The 18,900-nt window shown below is 59.2% G+C and carries 17 protein-coding genes; 8 read left to right on the top strand and 9 right to left on the bottom strand.

The window, feature by feature from the left end:
• Positions 1 to 214: 214 nt before the first annotated feature.
• The 5 genes from C0Z16_RS18865 (at position 215) to C0Z16_RS18845 (ending at position 7,671) form a co-directional block, all read left to right on the top strand.
• Positions 215 to 1,405, top strand: coding sequence for an acyltransferase family protein (locus C0Z16_RS18865; RefSeq protein WP_102633645.1), 1,191 nt, complete (start codon positions 215 to 217; stop codon positions 1,403 to 1,405).
• A 204-nt stretch (positions 1,406 to 1,609) separates the two neighbouring features.
• Positions 1,610 to 3,886 carry an ATP-binding protein gene (locus C0Z16_RS18860; protein WP_102633644.1) on the top strand — a complete coding sequence of 759 codons (2,277 nt, stop codon included), beginning with the start codon at positions 1,610 to 1,612 and terminating at the stop codon, positions 3,884 to 3,886.
• 203 nt (positions 3,887 to 4,089) lie between these two features.
• The gene (locus tag C0Z16_RS18855) at positions 4,090 to 5,106 is read left to right on the top strand and encodes an ATP-grasp fold amidoligase family protein (RefSeq protein ID WP_102633643.1); all 1,017 of its coding nucleotides are present in this window, start codon (positions 4,090 to 4,092) and stop codon (positions 5,104 to 5,106) included.
• A gap of 260 nt (positions 5,107 to 5,366) precedes the next feature.
• The gene (locus tag C0Z16_RS18850) at positions 5,367 to 6,368 is read left to right on the top strand and encodes a glycosyltransferase (RefSeq protein WP_102633642.1); all 1,002 of its coding nucleotides are present in this window, start codon (positions 5,367 to 5,369) and stop codon (positions 6,366 to 6,368) included.
• Between the two features lie 79 nt (positions 6,369 to 6,447).
• Positions 6,448 to 7,671 carry an acyltransferase family protein gene (locus C0Z16_RS18845; RefSeq protein WP_102633815.1) on the top strand — a complete coding sequence of 408 codons (1,224 nt, stop codon included), beginning with the start codon at positions 6,448 to 6,450 and terminating at the stop codon, positions 7,669 to 7,671.
• A gap of 60 nt (positions 7,672 to 7,731) precedes the next feature.
• Here C0Z16_RS18845 and C0Z16_RS18840 read toward each other — a convergent pair whose 3' ends face one another.
• Positions 7,732 to 8,583 carry an alpha/beta fold hydrolase gene (locus C0Z16_RS18840; protein ID WP_102633641.1) on the bottom strand — a complete coding sequence of 284 codons (852 nt, stop codon included), beginning with the start codon at positions 8,581 to 8,583 and terminating at the stop codon, positions 7,732 to 7,734.
• Positions 8,584 to 8,708: 125 nt separating this feature from the next.
• Between C0Z16_RS18840 and C0Z16_RS18835 the strand changes: the two genes are divergently transcribed.
• Complete coding sequence (locus C0Z16_RS18835; protein WP_175130782.1) at positions 8,709 to 9,530, top strand: LysR substrate-binding domain-containing protein; 822 nt, start codon at positions 8,709 to 8,711, stop codon at positions 9,528 to 9,530.
• A 108-nt stretch (positions 9,531 to 9,638) separates the two neighbouring features.
• Positions 9,639 to 10,562 (top strand): ATP adenylyltransferase family protein, encoded by a 924-nt coding sequence (locus tag C0Z16_RS18830; RefSeq protein ID WP_102633640.1) that lies wholly within the window; start codon positions 9,639 to 9,641, stop codon positions 10,560 to 10,562.
• 223 nt (positions 10,563 to 10,785) lie between these two features.
• Here C0Z16_RS18830 and C0Z16_RS18825 read toward each other — a convergent pair whose 3' ends face one another.
• The 4 genes from C0Z16_RS18825 to C0Z16_RS18810 form a co-directional block, all read right to left on the bottom strand.
• The gene (locus tag C0Z16_RS18825; protein ID WP_102633639.1) at positions 10,786 to 11,373 is read right to left on the bottom strand and encodes a cytochrome b; all 588 of its coding nucleotides are present in this window, start codon (positions 11,371 to 11,373) and stop codon (positions 10,786 to 10,788) included.
• A 35-nt stretch (positions 11,374 to 11,408) separates the two neighbouring features.
• On the bottom strand, positions 11,409 to 11,738 hold the full coding sequence (locus C0Z16_RS18820) for a hypothetical protein (RefSeq protein WP_244201278.1): 330 nt from the start codon (positions 11,736 to 11,738) through the stop codon (positions 11,409 to 11,411).
• Positions 11,739 to 11,873: 135 nt separating this feature from the next.
• Complete coding sequence (locus tag C0Z16_RS18815) at positions 11,874 to 12,851, bottom strand: fumarylacetoacetate hydrolase family protein (protein WP_244201277.1); 978 nt, start codon at positions 12,849 to 12,851, stop codon at positions 11,874 to 11,876.
• A 53-nt stretch (positions 12,852 to 12,904) separates the two neighbouring features.
• A complete protein-coding gene (locus C0Z16_RS18810) occupies positions 12,905 to 14,197 on the bottom strand; it encodes an MFS transporter (RefSeq protein WP_102633636.1) in 1,293 nt (430 codons plus the stop codon).
• 660 nt (positions 14,198 to 14,857) lie between these two features.
• On the opposite strand from C0Z16_RS18810, the gene C0Z16_RS18805 reads away from it, so the two are divergent.
• Positions 14,858 to 15,910 carry a LacI family DNA-binding transcriptional regulator gene (locus tag C0Z16_RS18805; RefSeq protein WP_102633635.1) on the top strand — a complete coding sequence of 351 codons (1,053 nt, stop codon included), beginning with the start codon at positions 14,858 to 14,860 and terminating at the stop codon, positions 15,908 to 15,910.
• Between the two features lie 23 nt (positions 15,911 to 15,933).
• On the opposite strand, the gene C0Z16_RS18800 is transcribed toward C0Z16_RS18805, so the two are convergent.
• The 4 genes from C0Z16_RS18800 to C0Z16_RS18785 all read right to left on the bottom strand — a co-directional run.
• On the bottom strand, positions 15,934 to 16,893 hold the full coding sequence (locus C0Z16_RS18800) for an electron transfer flavoprotein subunit alpha/FixB family protein (protein WP_102633634.1): 960 nt from the start codon (positions 16,891 to 16,893) through the stop codon (positions 15,934 to 15,936).
• Positions 16,894 to 16,927: 34 nt separating this feature from the next.
• On the bottom strand, positions 16,928 to 17,677 hold the full coding sequence (locus C0Z16_RS18795) for an electron transfer flavoprotein subunit beta/FixA family protein (RefSeq protein WP_102633633.1): 750 nt from the start codon (positions 17,675 to 17,677) through the stop codon (positions 16,928 to 16,930).
• A gap of 14 nt (positions 17,678 to 17,691) precedes the next feature.
• Positions 17,692 to 18,537, bottom strand: coding sequence for a 3-hydroxybutyryl-CoA dehydrogenase (locus C0Z16_RS18790; protein ID WP_102633632.1), 846 nt, complete (start codon positions 18,535 to 18,537; stop codon positions 17,692 to 17,694).
• Positions 18,538 to 18,549: 12 nt separating this feature from the next.
• Positions 18,550 to 18,900, bottom strand: a 351-nt coding sequence (locus C0Z16_RS18785; RefSeq protein ID WP_208638633.1) for a 4Fe-4S dicluster domain-containing protein, incomplete at its 5' end; no start/stop codon positions are given.

Below are 18,900 nucleotides of genomic sequence, written 5' to 3'. Positions count from 1 at the left end.
GCTGCATCGATGCGGTTGGTTGCGGATTCTCAGCCTTCAGACGCGCGATAAGCGGACCTTCGACCGCCTCCCGTACGGCAACCTCCAGCCGCCTGTGCGCCGTTGGACCGCGCAGCTTCCAGCATAAAAAAGCAGGAACTTGAGGAAACGCATCCTGTCCACGAAGCTCGAGGCCGCCAATTGGCGGCCTCGAACACCGAGGAGGATCTAGCCGATGAAAGAAAGACGCGTTGCCGCGCTCGATGTCGGTCGAGCGCTCGCGATCGTCGGTGTCGTTGCAGTACACCTGTCGTTCCAGTTTCCCAATCTGCCGCACCAGGTCGCGATCCTGGCGCGCATGGGCCAATACGGCGTGCAACTGTTCTTCGTGATCAGCGCGATCACGATCTTCATGACACTCGAAGCCGAACTCGGGCGTTGCACAGGCGCACCGCACGTCACATTGCGCTTTTATATCAAGCGCTTCTTTCGCATTGCCCCGATGTACTACGCGGCGATCGCAGTGTATGGGTTCATCAGCTACGGCGCGGCACAGTCTGGATACGAACGCGCCTGGGTGCTGGGCGCGCATGGCGCCACGGATATCCTGCTCAACGTGCTCTTTCTGCACGCGCTATCACCCACCGCGATCAACAACGTGGTGCCCGGAGGATGGTCGATCGGTGTGGAGATGCTGTTCTATCTGATCGCGCCGCTGCTGTTTTTCGTCGCAATGAACCGTGTCCGCCTGCTGATCGCGACAGTATTGCTGCTGGCGCTGTCGGTCATCGCGTTGGCGACTAACGGCTGCCATGACGGGTTTGTTTGTCATGTGAGCAACAACTCGTTCAGCTACTTCTGGCCGCCCGTGCAAGGGCCATGCTTCATTGTCGGGATGTGGGCCTGGTACGCGTTCCGCTCGCATCTGACGGGCGCAGCCAGCGTGACACGGCGCACCGCGTGCCTGCTTTTGCTGCTCGCCTCAGGCTTCTCGCTGATAACCGCCGCGCTCGGCGTGTGGCTCGCTAAAGCGCATGAACTTGCGCCGGTCTTTGCCGCGTGCAGCGCGGTCGCGTTTCTGTTGCTCGTCTGCTCGCGCAGCCGTCCGGCGAGCGGCGAAGAACAGCAGCGTGGCATGTTCATTCGCCGCTGCACCGACGCCCTCGGCCGAGAAAGCTATGGCATCTATCTGTGGCACTTCATCTGCGTTTATGCGACGTTGCACTTTTTTGAAGGCGTGTTCGGGCGAAGCGGCCGCGAGACGTCGCTGGTACTGTTCATCGCGACGGTGCTGGCGGTACTCGCGGCCTCCTATGCGTTTTCGCGCCTATCCGACCGAATGATTCAGGGACGCGCGACGCGTCTGTCGCGCAATCTTCTTGCTCATGTCGACGAGCGTTTTCGCCAGAAGGCTTTGACGGAATGACGAACGCCAGGCACGCGCCTTGCTGGCTATGCGGCTTGTGTCGGTAGCTCGTTGCATGGTCTAGAACTACCGACTGTTCGCGCCGCAAGCCTCGGCCTCGCCCTTTGCGCGAGCGCCGTCGCGGTTTTATTGCAGCGCTTGTTCCGCATTACAAAACTGCGAGTAATTTTCGCGCGGTGGAACGTCTCGCCATGGCAGTTGAAGATGCTCACTAGCAAAGACCCGTCTATCGAGGCCGCGCACCACTGCGGCCATTTCGTCCAGTTCTACGAATCCGAAACGGGTTTGACGGAAGATGTCGGCGTCTTTCTGCTGAGCGCGCTCAATGCGGGCGGCAGTGCGATTGCCATCGCCACCGCCAACCACCTCGCGTCGCTAAGGTCATGGCTCGATGCACGGCAAGCAGCGACTGTGGGATGCGAGCCTCGTGATGCGCTCATTCTTCTCGACGCGCACGCCACGCTCGAACTCTTCATGGTCGACGGCTGGCCCGATGAGGCACTGTTCGTCTCGACTGTTGGCGCGGTTGTCGCAAACGCCGCGCGGGCGGACCGGCCGCTGCATGCATTCGGAGAGATGGTCGCGATTCTCTGCGAACAGGGGCGGGGCGAAGCGGCGCTGCGTCTCGAGGAACTGTGGAACCGCCTCGGTGAGAACCATAGATTCTCGCTGTTTTGCGCCTATCCCGGCAGCGCGTTCCCAGGTGCGGAGGACACGCAACTCTTTCGCCACATCTGCCACGCACATCGGCATGTGTTGCCGAGCATCCCATTGCGCGAAGCGGACAATAAGGAGTTGCACCTCAGGCTCGCATTGGCCGAGCAGCGCGCAAGATCGCTCGAAGACGAGATGAATCGCCGAAGAACCGCCGAGCATCAGCGCGACGCAGTGCTGATGAGCTCGCCCGTCGCGTCCGCACTTCTTCTTGGGGACAACCATACGTTCCAATTGGCGAACCCGCGATACCTCGACATGGTGAGCCGCAGCGATCTGATCGGCCGTGCGTATCTCGACGCATTCCCCGGCGAGCGTGACGGGCCGATCGCCGCCGCGCTCGAACTCGTGTCCGCGCATGGACTGCCTATCGTGCACGAGGAATATCGATGCGGGCGGAAAGACAGCGGCGACGCGATCTCCGCGCGAGACTACACGCTGCACTTCGAGCCGCTGCGTGCAGCGTCCGGCAAGATCGACGGTGTCATTGTGAGTGCAGTCGAAGTTACCGGATATGTGCGCGCTCGCGAAACGCTGGAGAAGTCCCGCGCCGACCGCGAAGTTCTGCTCGCGGAACTGCGCAAGGCCAACGGCGCAAAAGACGAGTTTCTCGCGATGCTCGGACATGAACTGCGCAATCCGCTCGCGCCCATTGTGAGCGCGCTTGAGCTGATGGAATTGCGCGACAATGGTTCGGCCACGCGTGAGCGGACGATCATCCAGCGTCACGTCGATCATCTTGTGCGTCTGGTCGACGATCTGCTCGACGTTTCTCGCATCATCCGCGGCAATGTGGAACTGGACAAGCGACTCGTCGACGTGCATGAAGTCGTTACCAAGGCCGTGGAAATGACGAGCGTGCTCATGGAGCAACGCTCTCACCGGTTAAGCATCGACGTGGATCCCGCGCTCAAGTGTGTCGCCGATCCAATGCGGCTCGCGCAGGTGGTCGCCAATCTCCTGATCAACGCCGCGAAATACACTGAAGCGGGAGGCGAAATCGCAGTCAGCGCCGCGGGCATCGATGCGGACAATCTGCGCATACGCGTGTGCGATAACGGCATCGGCATGGCACCGGAGGTTCTGGCTCGCGTCTTCGATACCTTCTACCAGGGTAAGCAGACAATCGATCGCGCGGAGGGCGGGCTTGGCATCGGCCTTGCGCTCGTCAAGAACTTCGTGAAATTGCATGGCGGACACGTCGAGGCGACGAGCGACGGGCTCGGTCTTGGCAGCCAGTTCACGATCGTTCTGCCCCGCGCATCGTCGCAAGCGATGATGCGCGAAGTGATGACCAGCGACGCGGCGGCAGCCATTCGCATCGCGGGAGCAAGACCGGTAATCGTGCCTCGCGAACAGTTCGACGGCCGTGGGCAACAACGACGCATTCTGCTTGTCGACGACAACGTCGATGCCGCGGATGCGCTGGCGGAACTGCTGCAAAGCTATGGCCACTCGGTGAGGACCGTCTACGATCCTGCCGCGGCACTCGCAGAAGCGGACATTTTCCGGCCCGCTGTTTCAGTTCTCGACATCGGACTGCCTGTGATGGACGGCTACGAACTTGCGCGGCAGTTGCGAGAGAGATCGGGCAGTTGGCCGTGCGTACTCGTCGCACTGACAGGCTACGGCCAGACAGCGGATCGTGAACGCAGCCGTGCGGCCGGCTTCGATCACCATTTCGTCAAACCCTTGAGACCCGCGGATCTCCTCGATGTGATCGATGGCGTGCCGGTTATCTCTAACGATTCCGAGAGCCCACTGTAGCTTTAAAAGCCTGATCATGCCGAATCAGTAACTCATCGGCGAACCATACGGCACAAATGGCCGCCTTCATGGGATTGGGCCAAAACACCTTCGTTTAGCGACGTCGTAAATCGCGACGACTTCCATACGTTAATCTCTCGTGACACATCGGGAGGCCTGACCCGGCCTCCCATAAAACGCGAATAACTTGTGGGAGCATAAAAATGACGACGAGCAACTCCGTGCAATTCCCGAGCGAAGCCGGCAGATCTGTTCCGCAGCAGGAAGTCGAAGTGGTTGCAAGTACTACATCTCCGCGAAGACAATCGACTATGCGGAAGGTGAAAGAAGCGGCCAAGTCGATGCTGCCGGCGCCGCTATTTCTGAGCATGCTGCATCACAAATGTATCGGCCGTTATCCGAATGTGCTTCGCCCCACGACATTCAACGAGAAGATCCTGCAGAAGAGCTTACGCCCGGACCCATGGTTCGTGGAGTTGACCGACAAGCTCACAGTTAGAGCCTATGTCGCGCGAAAGCTGGGCGAAAAGCACGTGATACCTTTGATCTGCGCCCCGGATGTCTTCACACAAGAAGTATTCGATGCCTTGCCCAACTCGTTCGTGATGAAGGCGAATCACGGCAGCAGCTACGTGGAGGTGGTGAGAGACAAATCGGCCACCTCTTTCGAGGCGCTACAGGAACTCGCGAATTACTGGTTGTCTCTCGACTTCTACAAGATCGCTCGCGAAAGACACTATCGCCACATCAAGCCGCGCATCTTCTTCGAGAAACTGCTGCTCGACGAGAGCGGCAAAATCCCCGCCGACTTCAAGCTGCACTGCTTTGGCGGAAGAAGCGGACAACCCGTCATCTACATCCTGGTGATTGCGGACAGATTCGGCGCCGACACGCGCGGCGACGTATACGACGTCGACTGGAATCACCTGGACATAGCAATCGGTTATTACAAACGCAGTCCGGTACCGGCCCCTCGTCCCGAGAACCTGAATGCCATTGTGGACGCTGCCGTCAAGCTATGCGAAGACTTCGACTATGTTCGGGTCGACCTGTACGCGCCCGATAACCACGTCTACTTCGGTGAACTGACGTTCACGCCGGGCGCCGGCGTGCTGCCGTTCACGCCAGACAGCATCGATTACGAGTGGGGAAAACTGGTACCCGACGCGTTCCTGTCGGCAAGGCCGCCTTTACCGGAAACTTCACCCCCAGCCGCGTAATGCTTGCCGATTTTCCGGCAAATTCATTCAGTATTATGCGCCACGCATAGGCGCTGATTTCTTCGTTACCGACGCAAAATCAGGCCCGGGCCGATTGTGTTATCGACCGCACATATCGCATTACCGTTTGTTGGCGGCGCAACGAACGGCAAGGTAAATTCAATTGTGTTAGCCCAATAAGCGATCCATGGACCGCGAGCGCAATGAGCGCGGCCGTCGCCCTACGCCCCAGTACCCGTTCATGACAGTGGTGAAGTGACATGCAAAACATGACGATCGTGATCTGCAACTACAACTACGGTCGCTTCCTGGCGAAAGCCGTCGACTCAGCACTTGCTCAGGACTATGCCGCCACGCGCGTGCTGGTGATCGACGACGGATCGACAGACGACTCGCGCGAAATCATAAAGAGCTACGGCCACCGCGTTAAAGCGCTCTATAAGCAGAACGGCGGCCAGGTTTCAGCATATAACGACGCAGTCAATATGATCGAAACGGAATTCGTCATGCTGCTGGATTCCGACGATCTGCTGTGTCCGCATGCGGTGTCTAGCGTCATGCGAGTGTTCGAAGGCGCGGACTTCGTGAAGGTTCAATTTCGCCTCGACGTTATCGACTCGGCCGGCAAGCCGTCGGGGGCCTACGTGCCCCACTCCGCCGCCCCCAGCGACTGCGGCGCACTGTTGCGCCAGGGGTGGTTATACCCATCACCGCCTGCATCCGGAAATGCATACCGGACGAGCGCACTGAAGAGAATCTTTCCTGTTCCCGAGGCGCACATTAACCGCTATGGGGCAGACTTCTACGCAATTTATGGCGTTGCATTGCTGGGAGCGGTCGCGACGATTCCGGAATCGCTTGGCGCATATCGAGTCCATCGCACGGAAGTATTGGGAATTGATTTTGCCAACTCCGAAAGCAGCGACAAAGCGCCCAAGGCACTGACGAACCGCTGGGCGATACTACGGCAAATGGCGCGCTCGCGCCTGGACATCGACCTCCCACTTTCGTTTTATGACTTCTCGCTCGAGAAATCCTATTTTTGCTCTGCCGTGTACCAGGCACCTTTCAGGAAGCGTTGGCGATGGGTCAGCCGGCAGTCACATAGTTACTTTCGCTCGATAGTCGCGAATCCATTCTGGAGCTATAAGAAAAAGATAGGTACGCTCGCTCTGTCGAGTCTTTGCCTCCTGCCCTTTTCGGCACTCTCCGATTTCGCCGTTCGCTATATTGCCAACCCGCTTGCCCGGCGTCGCTTTTAGTCATCCGAAGCAACATGCCAATCGTTGCCGGTATTCTGGTGACGCGCTTCACAGTAACCCTCTCGCATGAGACTTCATGATGAACAAATTTGTTGGACTCGACGTTCTCCGTTTCACCCTTGCCGTGTATTTGATGGTGTTTCACTCGATACACCAGTATCCGCAGTACGTGACGCTTCCGTTCATTGAACTCGCCAACGTCGGCGGATTTGCCACCAGCTCGTTCTTCATCCTGTCGGGCTTCATTCTTGCGCACGTCTACTTTGGCCGCACCGCGGAATTGCGTGGTGGCACGCGTGAGTTCTTCGTGAAGCGTCTATCCAATCTTTACCCTGTGCATCTGATCGCGCTTGTACTGGTACTTCTCGTTTCAGTGGCGGGCACGCGCGGGTACGATCAGTTTGCGGTCATGTCGCTTGACGACAGCGAGAATTTCGTCACGCTAAGCTCTTCAGAGACCGCCATCAACTTCGTACTGAATATGCTTCTGCTGCAGGTATGGAACCCCGTGTATGGATCGATCAATCCGCCCTCATGGTCGCTCGCCACATTGCTTTTCTTCTATCTCTCGTTTCCATTCGTCGCACCGCGGCTTCTGAAAGCTGCGAATAAATATCGGCTTTTGCTGATCTTCTGGGTGCTTTATCTGATCCCGCCTGGCGTTGCCACGTTGATGCACTGGTACAGTCCCGCCGCAGTCGGCATCATCACGCGCAACCCCCTGTTGCGGCTGCCCGAATTCCTGGTCGGCATCGTCCTGTATGGCCTGTTCCGCGAGGGACGTTTGAGTGTCCTTTACAGCACTCGTGCGAAGCTCGTCGCAGCCTTGCTCGTCGCTGCAAGCTCATTTGTTCTGGCTGCGTGGCTTGAATCGTACGGGGCCATCTATACACGTTACCTCATTCACAATGGCGCGTTGATGCCTGCGGAGGTAGTGCTCGTCATGGTGTTTGCCGCCGCCGCGATTCCTTCCCGGTTCGCGGGAATAGCGACACGTCTGGGCAATTCAGCGCTCTCTCTCTTTGCGATTCATGTACCGATCTTTCTCGTCTTGATGAAAGTGCTGAAACTGCTTTCCATTGGCAAATCGCCGCTGTGGTGCGCTTCGCACTTTTCCGAGTGCGTCGCCACCTCGAAAGACGTTGTACCGAGCATGGCGACCTATCCGCTCTATCTCATCGGGACGGTCATTGCGGCTGTATATTTTCAGGAGCGGCTGGTTGCCCCGTTGAGGGACTGGATTCGCGGCCGGCTCCTTGGACGAAGGTCCAGTGCATCGGCGGCAAAAGTGGGAAGTCTTTGAGGATGTTGCGTCGGCAGGTGCATGACCAGCGGCCTCGCGCGAGGCCCGCAATCATGCCGCTCAAAAACTCGCGAACGAATGCACGAGCCGATTAAAAGCGCCAGGATTCGACACATTCATCCCGTGTGACGCGCCAGCGATCGTCTGTCTGTCCGCGCATTCGATCCAGTCCGCGAGTTTTTCGACGTTGTTGCGGAACATGCGAGGGCTCCTTTGCCCTCCGATCAGCAGCGTCCGGCATTTCACATCGCGTGCCGTCTCGCGCGAATAGGCGGGCAAAGGATCGCGCAACTGCTTCGGCAAGGTGGCCGCATTGTCCGTGGCCATCGTGCGAAATGCGACGGAACTCTTGCGCCACGAACCCGGCGCGCTCACCGAGTCGACGAACAGTTCGAGGCCCGCGTCGATCTCGCCGCCCTGGATCAGTTCGGCGACGCGTGCACGCAGCGCATTCGTCGCGGTCGGCAACGACGCGTCCGGCATGCCGTCGATCTGCAACGGACCGCCAGGGTCCGCCAGCGTGAGCGTCTTCACGAGCCGCGGGTACTCGCGTGCCACGTGGAATGCCACGCAGCCGCCGCGCGAATGCCCGACCAGATGCACAGGTGCAACGTCAAGCGCCTCGATAAACTCGGCCAATTCGGCAACGTGGGTCTGCCAGCCGAATTCGCCCTGAATGCACGCCTCGACTGCCGGCCAGTAATGGCTCAGGCTCACGGAGATGCAGCGAAAATGTTCGGACAGTGCCGCCGTCTGCGCGCTCCAGTAGCGGTAATCGCACAGCGAACCGTGCACGAACACGAGCGGCTCCCCGTCTCCGCACTCGACGTAGGGCACGCAAATGCCCGATGCGATGGTCGCAAACGAGAGTTCCGGCACGGCAAGTACTGAGAAATCGGTTCGGGCGTTCATACACAGGCTCCTTTGACCGAACTATGCCCGACGTCAATATTTAAGAAAATCGCGTAATATTGATGGTATCCATCTATTTTTCTGATACCGCGACCGTGAAAGCACTCGACCTCGATGTCATGACGATGATCGTCGCCGTGGCGGATGCCGGCAATATCAGCCGCGCCGCGGAACTCGTGCATCGGTCGCAGTCGGCGGTAAGCATGCAGATCAAGACGCTCGAAACCGCGCTCGGCAAGCCGCTTTTCGTGCGCAAGCCGAGAAGCGTCGTGCCGACCCAGGACGGCGAGGTTCTGCTGACTTACGCCCGCCGCATGCTGGCGCTGCGCGATGAAGCCTGGGCCGCCGTGGTTCGGCCCGACGTGACCGGGCGCGTGAGCATTGGCGTACCGGACGATTACGCGTCGTCGCTACTGCCGCCGATCCTCAAGAAATTTTCCGCGACTTATCCGAAGGTGGAAATTCGGGTAGTCGGCCTCCCGAGCGTCGCGCTCGCGCCCATGGTAAAGGACGGTTCGGTCGACCTCGTCTGCGCGACGCGAGTCAAGGGATTGTCGGGAGAGTTTCTCCGGCTCGAGCCGATGGTCTGGGCCGCGTCGCCGAGCGCTCATGACATCTGGCGCGAAAGGCCGTTGCCGATCGCCGTCTTTTTGCCTGGCAGCGTCGCGCGCGAGAACGCGATCCGCAGTCTCGAACAGGCAAAGATCAGCTACCGCACGTCATATGAAAGCCCGAGTCTGATGGGCTTGGTGTCGATGGCCGAAGCCGGCCTTGCTATCGTCCCGCTCGCGCAATGTGCTGTCCCCGCGCACTTCGCGCTTCTCGGCCACGCGCAGGGCTTGCCGGAAATCGCGGCGCTCGAAGTCGTGCTCGCACGAAGCACGGCATCGAAGCGGCCGCCATGTGATTTTCTGGCCGAGAAGATCATCGCCGAACTGAGGCGCTAACTTTGCAGCCGAGGCGGGGAACAGAGGCGAAATGCGTCGCGCAATGCACGCGTCGCTAAGTGTATAAAGGAAGCTGCGCGTCGTGCAAAACCGGAGCCGTTTATTTCGATGAACACGTCCCTTCTCCAATCCGGTACCTTGTGGCCCGCTGTCCTGCGCCAAACCGCGCATGCGCTGAATTGCGGCGCGCTGTGCCCAATCCAGACAACCCGCGCAACGATAGAAGATAGCGGCGTGTGTTTTCTGATTCGCCAGGTCTCGAGTCTTGCGCGCAAAGATAAGGACGAGCAACGGCGCAAGGCCAAGCCGGCGGACAAGTGCGCGGTCAACCCTTTTCTCCCCTACGATTCAAATCTGTTTGTCGGCAACATCTCGGACACGCATCTCGTGCTGCTCAACAAGTTCAACGTGATCGACCACCATCTTCTGATCGTCACGCGTCGCTTCGAGCTTCAGGAGAATTTTCTGAATCTGGCGGACTTTAGCGCGCTATTCAATTGCATCACTCAATTCGACGGCCTCGGTTTCTACAATAGCGGCCCAGCCGCCGGCGCGAGTCAGCCTCACAAGCATTTGCAGATCGTGCCGTTACCGCTCGATGACGCCGCGCCTCTTTTACCCATTGAGCCGCTGGTTGCGGCTGTAATAGCGCGCATGGACGACGCCATCGGCACCGTGCCTGGGCTGCACTTTCCGCATGCGTTCGTCCGCCTTGACCCGCTGCTTGCAACTCGCCCACTGGACCTCGCGCGCAATGCATTCGACCGCTATATGTCGTTGCTCGATGCGGCCGGTTTGCACGCTATCGATGTGAACGGTGAGCCACAGCAATCGGCGCCGTATAACCTGCTTGTCACCACGCGATGGATGATGCTCGTGCCTCGCTCCACCGAACGCACCGAGGGAATCGCGGTCAACGCGCTGGGATTTGCCGGATCGCTTTTCGTTCGGAACGGGATGCAGATGGAAACGATCAGAAAGCTCGGTCCAATGACCGTGCTGCAACGAGTCGCCGGGCCGAATGCAATGTAGGTCTATGCGGGAGCAGTATGCGGCGATCGTTGCAAACGTGGCCATCACTCCGAGGAGCCCGCTATGCGTGAAGCAAAGGTAACCGCCGAACGGTTGACTGCATTCTCAGACGCGGTCTTTTATCAGCATGAGCCCGCGTATAAAAAAACCCGGCTCTCGCCGGGCAAAAATCCGCGCTCTCGCACGCGAATGAACGAAGTGCAGAGCAACATGCACCCAACATCTAGCCTGCTGCCGATCGCTGTTTGCGCTCGCCGTCATCGTGTTTGCGGATAAGGCGGGACGGCAGCATCGACTCCAACGAATCGCTGTGGTCGACAAAGTAGTGCTTCAACGCCATCAGGACATGCCCGCAAACCAGAACAGCGATCGTATACGCGAGGCAGATATGCACCTCTTTGAAGATGGGCGCGAGTGCAGGCATCTTGTCCATCAAAGGCGGTAAGAAGAACAGACCCGCCACCGGAATCTTGTATCCCGCAGCCGAACTCCAGAGCCATCCCGACAACGGCAGAGCGAGCATGCATAGGTAGAGAAACAAATGGCCCACACGCGCTGCGGCGCGCTCGAGCGACGGAACCGAGCATGAAGCCTCGGGTGCGCCATGCATGAGCCGCCATGGAATACGCGCGGCCAGCAGAAATAGCGTAATTGTCGCGATAGACTTGTGCAGCATGATGCTGTCCGCTTGAATCTTCTGCGCAACGTTCAGCGTACTGGAGTAGTACCCCGCAATCCATGCGCAGACGATCGCTATTGCCATCGTCCAGTGAAGGATCTTCGCGATGGACGTGTATTGTCTCCGTTCCATTTCAACTCCTTTTTTGGTTCGTCCTGTCGAGCCGGTTAATTCGCGGATGCGGGCGCCGATGGCGCCGCCTTTTGCGGCGTGGACTTGCGCTCCGCATTCAGCAGGTTCTCGGGATACTGATCGGGCGCGGCCTGCGGTCCATATCCGTTACGTTGAAGGTTCTGCAATTCGGCGTTTCTCACCTGACGCGCCTGTTTTCTTTCGGCCTTGCGTTGTGCCTTGAGCGCCTGCTTCTGCGCCTTGGTATCGGCCTTGCTGTCGGCCTTGCTGTCGGCCTTACTGTCGGCCCTGCTCGCCGAAGCCGCCGTTGGACCCGACTGCGACTGCACGGGCGCACTCGCCGCTTGCGTCTGTGCGTCCGCCATAAGCGGCATGGCCGATATGAGTAAGGCTGCGGCCCATTGTCGTGAACATTGATGCACGATGATCTCCTCTATTGAATGTACATTGCTGGTCTCAGCAAACTACGAAGCCCTGGGTTCGGGAATTTTTATGCGGTTTTATTCGTCGACGCACAACACACGCTGAGAGCCGAGACCCTCGACGCCTGCTTCGACGAGATCGCCTGGGCGCAAATAGCGTCCATAGTGGCTGCCGAGTCCGGCCGGTGTGCCGGTGCAAATCAGATCGCCGGGCTCGAGCCGCGTGACGCTCGACAGATACGCAATCTGCTCGCCGATACTGAAGATCATGTCGTTGGCCACTCCGTCCTGCATCGCGGAGCCATTCAAACGAAGCCACAGTCTGAGTTGTGACGCGTCGGCGACATTCCATGCCGGGACCATCCACGGTCCGGCAGGAAGCCAACCGGGCCGCGATTTCGATTGCAGCCAGTCCGTGCCCACTGCGGGCACATCCTGGCGAAATACCCGCTCGCGCAACGTGATGTCATTGACAACGCAGTAGCCCGCAATGCAATGGAGCGCGTCTTCGGCACTGACGTGCGCGACGCTTCTGCCGATCACCACGCCAATCTCCACTTCCCAATCGAGCGTCGTGAGATCGCGCGAAATGGAAAGCCGGTCATTCGGTCCCGAAACGCAAACGGCACCTTTCAGGCATATGTACGGCGCGCCGTCGCTGCGTCGCGGCTCAATGGAATCCAGTAAAACAGCGCGGCGTGCGGATGCGCCGGGACCATCAGGTCCATCGCCGGCATCGAGAGCGGCTTCCAGGAGTTGGCGACGGTAGTTGCCAATCGTGCAATAGACCTGGCGCGGTGCGACTGGCGCATGCATCCGGAAGCTCGAAAGCGGCATGCCGTCTTCGACGATTGCATCGAAAGTCGCGGCATCGTGGGATATCTGCTTTAGCAAGGCCGCGTTGGCGTCCCACTCACGCAGGAACGTTTCGATGCATCCGGTTCCGCGCAAACCCAGGGGCGCCCAATACGCCAACGCGAGTGCATGCGTTTCAGTCGACAACGCCGGAAACGGCGTGCAATGCGCAAATGAAACGTTGATAAGTACGGGAAGCATGACAGTAGTCGTTCTGGTGGTTACAAGCGCCGGTATCTCTTGCGAATCCAGGCTCATGCGTCGCCGTTAGGTGCGATGACGCCGTGAATGTTCTCCGCTGAGCGCTGCGTCTGTGCGGCGCCATGACGCCGCTTGCGCGGTGCCGTTTCCAGGAGAAAGAACGCAACCACTGCTCCCGCCGCCAGGCTGTACAGCGCGAAATCGAGCGTGTGCGCAAGGCCGAAGTGCTGTGCAATAAACCCCGCGATGACCGGCGCGACTCCACCGCCAAACGTCTCGCCCACGCCCGACACAAAACCGATCGTCGATGCAATAAGCCCTACAGGCGCGGCTTCCGTTGCTATAGGACCACTGAGCAGGCTCAGCAGGCCGGTCGCAAACAACGCGACACCGAACAGCAGAACGAACAGCATCGTCGGATTCTGACCGGTGTGCGAAAACAGATAGAGGAACGCGGCCGCACAAACGAAACCGATCAAGGCCATCGGCCGGCGACCGATGTAGTCCGAGATACCCGCAAGCGCAAAGCAACCGACAAAGCCGCCAAATCCGACTGCCGACGCGACAAATCCCATGCTTCGCATGTCGAGGTGAACGATGGAAACAAGGTACATCGGCACCATCGCGCCAATCACGAAGATGCCGCTCATCGCGCACAGAATGGCGAAGGTCGCGACGACAACGTTACGGCTCGCAAAGAGCTCGGTCCAGCGCGGCCGAACGACGGATTCCCGCGACAACATGTGCATGTGGCTCGCCGGCATGTCGCGATCGCGCACGTAGCGCCAGATCAGCGCTGCAACGATGAAACCGGGCACGGCCGAGAGCGTGAACACCCAATGCCAGTTTGGAACGATCTCGAGCAATTGCGTGGCGACGATAGGCGCGAAGCCGAGACCCATCAAAGGGATCATGCTGATCTGTATGCCCTGGTTCAGTCCGCGACGCGCCGGCAGCGAAGCCTCGCTATTCGCGGCGATGCTGGCCGGCGTGAAGGCGCCCTCAGCGACGCCCATTGCGGCCCGCAACAACAGCAGACTGAGAAAGCCCGTCGCGAGTCCGGAAAGGCTCGACAACACCGAGAAGGCGATCATCGTCGTGACAAGAATTTTCTTGCGGCCGATGCGGTCAGCAAGCGGCCCCATCGCGATCGACCACAGCCCCCATGCGACGCCGAGTATTCCGATGAGGCTGCCCAGTTGCGAATAGTTGAGCCCAAGGTCGTGCATGATGTGCGGAAACACCGGAGCCAGCAGCCAGCGATCGAAGCCGACCAGTCCAAAGCCAATGCCGAGAAGCGCGAGTGTTCCGCGTTCATAGCGAACGTCATGTCGAGGGGCATTCATCGTTACGTCTCCTTGTATTGCATTTATTAAGTCGCCGGTCCTGTCGATGCAGGCGTTACTCGACGCCAGCGCGTCGTACGGCTTGTGCATGCTGCTAGCAGTTCGGAATCGTCAACGTTGCGCGTCGGTTTGGCGGCGGGGACACGCTCCATCTACCGTCGCCGTGCTGGAAGAAAAATATCGTCACGCGGCTATCCGCTCTTGACGACACAACTTGTACACAGCGGTTTCGTCCCAGCCTGGCTGGTCTTACGCGGTTCACTTCCAATGTCGGGATGGCCGTTCGCCCAAACCACTTTTCGACATGGAACCGCAACGTTCCCTCTTCAAACATCGCTCCGCCTCCCCAACGCATGCGGCATGACCCAATCGACGCGCTAACGTTAGCACGATGATAGTTGCGCTTTTTCGAGGCGTCAAATTAAATCTGGCTACACAAAGACGCTTACGTTAGCACCGCCGGGGGCGAAACCGCGAGACAAAACGACTTATTCATTGGGCAGCGGTGCGTTCCGCCGCCCATGGAAGTGTCGCGGAGTGGCTTGCGGATTGTGCTCCTGCATAGCCTCGAGGGTCACGTCAGATGAAATCCCGCGCACCGGTCCATGAACTGTAAGCCGTTGTGCTATCGTTATAAAAAAGCAGGCTCAGGGACAACCCATGATCACCATCAAAGATATCGCCGCTCGCCTCCAGGTTTCTCCGTCGACGGTCGGACGGGCGCTTGCCGACGACCCACGTATCAGCGCAGCCACGAAACAGAAAGTGGCCCAGGTCGCGGACGAAATGGGCTACGTGGCCAATCTCGCTGCACGCATGATGCGAGGCGTATCGAGCAATCTCGTCGGCCTCGTTTTGCCCGACATCAGGAACGGCTTCTACGCGACCATCGCCCATGCGCTGTCGAAATGCCTGCAGGCAGCCGGCTATCAGTTGGCGCTCTCCGAAACCGACGACGACCGGATGGTCGAATTGCAGAGCGTGCGAGAACTGGCCAGCGCGAATGTCGCGGGGATAATCATTGTGCCGACCGCGAAACCTCATCGCGAAACGATCCGCCTGGTCAAGCTGTCGCCGCATGTGCAACTGCTGCGCAGGCACGCCGCAATTGGGGACCAGTGGTTTGGCATCGACGACACGCAGGCAATCTTCGAGGCGGTCAACCACCTCGTGCAGCTCGGCCATCGCCGGATCGGTTATATCGGCGGCACCGACGATCTGCCCACCGGCTCCGCACGCTTGAAGGGTTATCACAACGCACTGGTCGGCGCCGAGTCGGGCGACCCCGCGCTGGTGCAACTCGGTGCGCCGGGCGAGATGGATTTCGGCGCCAACGCAACGCGCCGGCTGCTGTCGTTGCCCAAGCCGCCAACGGCAATCGTGGCCGGTACAGTCCAGATGACCCAAGGCATCCTTGAAGAACTGTTGGCTCAAGGCGTGCGGGTTCCGGACGATCTGTCGGTCGTCGGATTCGGCGACGAACTCGGCTTCCGCTGGTGGGGACCGGGCTTGACCACGGTGGGACTTCCCGTGCACGACCTGGCCACCGCATGCGGGCTCTGGTTCGTGCATCACGTGCGGCAAAATTCGGCCACCGCTTCGCCGTATACGTCGATCTCGCCTGCCACACTCATCGTGCGAGGCAGCACACGCAAGCCAGGACCACCGACAAAAACATCGGCACGTGGTTCGCTGCGCGGAGCCACGGCCTGAAGTCAACGCCTTCGCGATTGAGCCTAATGCTGCCCTTCGGAAATTTGCGCGACAAGCTCCGGCACTGCTGAGAACAGATCGTCGACAAGGCCATAGTCGGCGACGCTGAAAATCGGCGCTTCCGCATCCTTGTTAATCGCCACAATCACCTTCGCGTCCTTCATGCCCGCAAGATGCTGGATCGCTCCGGAAATGCCGACCGCGACGTACAACTGCGGCGCAACGATCTTGCCGGTCTGGCCCACCTGATAGTCATTCGGCGCGAAGCCAGCATCCACCGCCGCGCGCGATGCGCCCATTGCGGCGCCGAGTGTGTCCGCCAGCGGCTCGAGCACCGTCGCGTAGTTCGCGGCGCTACCCAGACCGCGGCCGCCCGAGACGATGATATTCGCCGACGTCAGTTCCGGGCGATCCAGCTTCGTCAATTCACGTCCGATCAGGCGCGAGATGCCGGCATCCGGTGCGGCGTCGATCTTCTCGACCGCAGCATTGCCGCCTTCGGCAACAGGATCGAAGGCCGTAGTCCGGACGGTGATCACTTTGATTGCGTCCTGCGACCGCACCGTTGCAATTGCATTGCCGGCATAGATGGGACGATCGAACGTATCCGGGCCTTGGATAGCGATCACGTCGCTGATCTGCGCGACATCCAGCTTTGCCGCAATGCGCGGAGCGATGTTCTTGCCATAAGCCGTAGCGGGCGCAACGATGTGCGAATAACCGTGCGCGATTTTCAGTGCTGTCGCCTCGACGTTTTCCGCGAGTCCTTCCGCCAGTTGCGGCGCGTCGGCCAACAGCACTTTTGCAACACCGGCGAGTTTCGCCGCCGCATCAGCCGCGCCTTGAGCATGGTGACCGGCGACGAGCACGTGAATATCGCCGCCTGTGAGCCTGGCCACTGCGTGAGCAGCGGCCATGGTGGTCAACGTTGCTGCCTTAAGCGACGCACCGGCGTCGTGTTCGGCAATTACCAGAATCTTCATTTGATTGATCTCCGAAAATCCATGCTTGTCGCGATCAAAGCACTCTGGCTTCGGTCTTGAGTTTCTCGACCAGCGCCTTCACGTCCGGCACTTTTGCTCCGGCGTTGCGCGTGTGTGGCTCGCTGACTTTGAGCGTCTTCAAACGCGGCGTGACATCGACACTGAGATCTTCCGGTTTGATCGTTTCCAGCGGCTTCTTCTTCGCCTTCATGATGTTCGGCAACGTCACATAGCGCGGCTCATTGAGGCGCAGATCGGTTGTGATGACAGCAGGCAGCTTCAGCGATAACTGTTCAGAACCGCCATCCACTTCACGCGACACCGTTGCCATGCCGTCTCTCACAATGAGCTTCGATGCGAACGTCGCCTGCGGCAAGCCGGCCAACGCGGCGAGCATCTGCCCCGTTTGATTCGAGTCATCATCGATGGCCTGCTTGCCGACGATGATCAACTGCGCTTGCTCTCTCTCGACCAACGCGTTCAGCAGCTTCGCTACCGCCAGCGGCTGCAAGTCCTCTGCCGTTTCAACCAGCACGGCGCGATCCGCTCCAATCGCCAACGCGGTGCGCAGCGTTTCCTGACATTGCGCCACGCCACACGAGACCGCAATGACCTCGCTCGCCGCGCCGGCTTCCTTCAAACGCACGGCTTCTTCGACGGCGATCTCGTCGAACGGATTCATCGACATCTTCACGTTCGCAATGTCGACGCCCGTGTTGTCCACCTTCACGCGGACCTTCACGTTGTAATCCACGACTCTCTTCACAGCGACAATGATCTTCACTTTCGTCCTCAACGTTACGGATACCTATGAAATCCATGCCCGCTCTTTCGCCCAAGGTGGCCCGCTTCCACCATTTCCTTGAGCAACGGCGCCGGACGATATTTCGAATCATTGAAATCGCGGTACAACACGTTCATGATCGCCAGTATCGTATCGAGTCCGACCAGGTCCGCGAGCGCAAGCGGTCCGATCGGATGGTTGGCACCCAGCTTCATGCCCTCATCGATCTCTTCGGCGCTTGTGTGGCCCTCATGCAGCACGAAAATCGCCTCATTGATCATCGGTATCAGGATGCGATTGACCACGAAGCCTGGCGAATTCTTCACGCAAATCGCGGTCTTGCCGATACGCTTTGCGAGCCCGATGGTTACGTCGAATGCGTCGTCGCTGGTCTGCAGGCCGCGGATCACTTCCACTAGCGCCATCGACGGAACGGGGTTGAAAAAGTGCATGCCCGTCAAGCGGCTCGGATCAGTGAGCGTTGCACCAAGCCTCGTGATGGATACCGAAGACGTATTCGTCGCGATGATCGCATCCGGCCGCACGATGGCATCGAGCGTTCGCAGAATGCCCTCTTTGACCTGAAGGTTTTCCGTCGCGGCCTCGATCACAAAATCGCATGCGGCAAGCTCAGTCAACAGAGTGCTTCCGTTGATTCGTTGCAGCGCTTCGGCAGCATCGGCTGAAGCCGTTTTGCCCTTCGACACCATTCGCGCGAGGTTCGCCGCGATGCCTTCGATGCTGCGTTTCACCGCATGGTCATCGCGATCCGTGATGATTACGTTCAAGCCCGCTGTTGCACAGACCTGTGCGATGCCGCTTCCCATCTGCCCGGCGCCTACGATTCCAATGGTTTGCATGTTGTCCTTCAATTACATATTCGGATAGTTCGGTCCGCCGCCACCTTCAGGCGTGACCCACACGATGTTCTGCGTCGGGTCCTTGATGTCGCAGGTCTTGCAGTGCACGCAGTTCTGCGCGTTGATCACGAGCCGTTCGCTGCCATCATCGTTCTTCACGAATTCATAGACCGCGGCCGGGCAATAACGCGACTCGGGGCCGGCATACGTCTGCCAGTTGACGTTCACCGGCACGATGGGATCTTTCAGCGTCAGATGCGCCGGCTGGTTCTCTTCATGATTCGTGTTCGAGATGAACACTGAAGAAAGACGGTCGAACGTCAGCTTGCCATCCGGCTTCGGATACTCGATCGGCTTGCACTG

Source organism: Paraburkholderia rhynchosiae, from assembly GCF_002879865.1.
Lineage (GTDB): Bacteria > Pseudomonadota > Gammaproteobacteria > Burkholderiales > Burkholderiaceae > Paraburkholderia > Paraburkholderia rhynchosiae.
The sequence above is the reverse complement of the archived record's forward strand: the minus strand, read 5'-3'. Positions and strand labels throughout refer to the sequence as shown.